Source organism: Tardiphaga sp., assembly GCF_028290495.1.
Lineage (GTDB): Bacteria > Pseudomonadota > Alphaproteobacteria > Rhizobiales > Xanthobacteraceae > Tardiphaga.
The window spans coordinates 1-3,232 of sequence record NZ_JAQGJT010000192.1 but is presented as its reverse complement, the minus strand read 5'-3'; the positions used below and the strand labels follow the sequence as shown (position 1 = coordinate 3,232).

At 67.3% G+C, this 3,232-nt stretch carries 1 protein-coding gene; it reads left to right on the top strand.

From position 1 onward, the window contains the following. Positions 1–26 precede the first annotated feature (26 nt). The coding region (locus JWQ24_RS27825; protein ID WP_299815629.1) for an acyltransferase domain-containing protein at positions 27–3,232 on the top strand (3,206 nt) is incomplete at its 3' end.

Sequence of the window (3,232 nt, the reverse complement as noted above, 5' to 3'; positions counted from 1 at the left end):
ACCACAACGGGGAGGCTGACCCGGCGGTGGCGGCAGCACTGCTGTTTCCGGTCTCGTCTACCTCGGCCGACGAGCTGCGCCGTACTGCTGGCCTGCTGGCCGATTGGGTGCATGCTCACGTCGAAGTGGCGTTGCCGGAGCTGGCCTATACCCTGGCGCGTCGGCGCGCGCACCGCCCGGTACGCACCGCGGTCATCGCGAGCAGCCAGCCGGAGCTCACCGCGGCTTTGCGTGCGGTCGCCGAGGGCGACACTCCGTATGAGGCCGCGGTCGGGCGCGATGATCGGGGTCCGGTGTGGGTCTTCTCCGGTCAGGGTTCGCAATGGGCGGCGATGGGCGCGCAGCTGCTGGCGACCGAACCTGTGTTTGCGGGTCTTGTCGGCCAAATCGAGCCAGTGATCGCTCGCGAGTGCGGCTTCTCGGTTACCGATGCGATGTCGTCGCCGGAGGTCGTGTCCGGTATCGACCGCGTTCAGCCGACATTGTTCACCATGCAGGTCGCCCTGGCCGCCACCCTGAAGGCATACGGGGTACGGCCTGGCGCGGTCATCGGACATTCGCTGGGCGAGGCCGCGGCGGCGGTCGTCGCGGGCGCGCTGTCGCTGGAGGACGGCCTGCGCGTCATCTGCCGCCGCTCGCGGCTGATGTGCCGCATTGCCGGTGCCGGCGCCATGGCGTCGGTCGAATTGCCTGCCAAGCAAGTGCTTTCGGAGTTGGCAGTGCGCAGCATCAAGGACGTCGTGGTGGCGGTAGTGGCCTCGCCGGAGTCCACGGTGATTGGCGGTGCCACCCAGACGGTTCGCGAGCTAGTCGCGGCTTGGGAGGAGCGCGACGTGATGGCCCGCGAGATCGCCGTCGACGTCGCATCGCATTCGCCTCAAGTCAACCCGATCCTCGATGAGCTGACCGATGCGCTGGCCGAGCTCAAACCGATGACACCGGAAGTTCCCTTCTACTCGGCGACCCAGTTCGACCCGCGCGAGCAGCCGGTGTGCGACGGCAGGTACTGGGTGAACAACCTGCGCAGCATGGTTCGATTCTCCGCGGCCGTGCGGGCCGCTTTGGAGGACGGCTACCGGGTGTTCGCGGAGTTGGCGCCGCACCCGCTACTCACCCACGCTATCGAGCAGACCGCCCGCAGTCTCGACATGCCGCTGGCAGCGCTGGCCAGCATGCGCCGTGAACAACCGCTGCCATTCGGGCTGCGAGGCTTTGTGGCAGATCTGCATAGCGCGGGCGCCGCGGTCGACTTCTCAGTGCTCTATCCGAACGGGCGGCTGGTGGACGCGCCGTTGCCGACCTGGACGCACCGTCGGCTGTGGTTGAGCAGCGAAGGCCAGGACGCCCACACACACGGTGGGTGCACCGTGTCCGTACACCCGCTGTTGGGTCCGCATGTGCGCCTGCCGGAGGAACCCGCGCGTCACGTATGGCAAGGGGAGGTCGGCACCGCCGCCCAGCCATGGTTGGGCGATCACCAGATCCGCAACGTGGCCGTGCTACCGGGCGCGGCGTACTGCGAGCTGGCATTGGGGGCCGCGGGTGCTGTGTTGGGCGAGGCGGCTGAGGTCCGTGACATCCGCTTCGAGCAGGCGTTGTTGTTGGACGAGCAGACCACGGTCGGCGTCTCGGCGGTCGTCACATCGCCCGGCGTCGCCGACTTCACCGTGGAAACGAACCACGGCGACGAACAGGCGCGGCAAGCTACCGCGGTCCTTCATGCCGCTGAGGATGAGCAGCCACCTGCGTACGACACGTCCGCGCTGCTTGCCGCGCACCCGCGTCGTGAAGATGGCGCCGAGTCGCGCAAGCGCCTGGATCGGCATGGTGTTCAGTACGGTCCGGCGTTCGCAGGTCTCGGCGTCGTGCACACCGGCCACGGGGAAACCGGAACCGTGCTGGCCGAGGTCGCACTCCCACGTGAAATCCGCTCCCAGCAAGACGCTTACGGCGTGCACCCCGCACTGCTGGATGCCTGTTTCCAGTCCGTTGCGGCCCATCCGGAGGTGGCGGCTCTCGGCGAGCGCGCACAGGCGTTGCCATTGGGTATTCGTCGCCTGCGCTCCTACGGTGCTGCCCGCAACGCCCACTACTGCTACACGCGGGTGACCAAGGCTGACATCACCGAGGTCGAGGCCGACCTCGAGCTGCTCGACGAGCACGGAACTGTGCTGCTTGCCGTGCAGGGGCTGCGGTTGGGCACGGGAGCATCCGAGTTGGGCCAGAAGGATCGGGTGCTGGGCGAGCGGCTGTTGGCCATCGAATGGCGCCAGGGACAGTTGCCTGAACTCTCCCACGCCGACGCCGGAAGCTGGCTGCTGATCAGCGCCAGCGCCACCGATGTGGTGGCCACCGCGTTGACCGATGCCCTGAAAATTCATGGCGCGCAATGCACCAGCATGTGCTGGCCACAGCACGCCGACGCCACCGCGACCGCGGAGGAGCTTCGAAACCACTTGCGTGCCGGTGGATTCAGCGGCGTGGTGATCCTGACCGGACCGAAGAACGGTGACGCCGCGGAACAGGCTCCGCTGCTGGGGCGCGAGTGTGTGGAGCATCTGGTTCACATCACCCGCGAACTGTCGGAGAGCGCAGCGGGGTCGCCTCGCCTCTACGTCGTGACGCGCAACGCCCGAACGGTTTCGGTGGCCGACGTGGCCAATCTGGGGCAGGCCGGGCTGCGGGGCTTGATGCGAGTGATCGGCGTTGAGCATCCGCACCTGCACGTCAGCCAGATCGATCTGGACGAAGCGACAGATGCCGAGCAGCTGGCGCAGCAACTGCTCAGCGGGTCCGAAGAAGACGAGACAGCCTGGCGGAACGGCGAGTGGTACACCGCGCGGTTGTGCGCCGCCCCGCTGCGCCCCGAGGAGCGGCACACCACCGTCGCCAATCACGAACGCGACGGCGTGCGTCTACAGATCCGTACTCCCGGTGATCTGAATACGCTGGAATTCGTTGCCTGCGAACGGTTTCTGCCAGGGCCGGGACAGCTCGAAGTCGCGGTCAGCGCGTCCAGCATCAACTTTGCCGATGTGCTACTTGCGATGGGCAGGTTCCCCAGCTTCGAGGGATATCTGCCGCAGCCAGGTATGGATTTCGCCGGCGTGGTGACCGCGATCGGCGACGGCGTCACCGATCACCACGTTGGTGACCGCGTCGGCGGCGTCGCCGACGGTTGTTGGCGCACCTTCATCACCTGCGATGCCAACCTGGCCGTCAAACTGCCCGC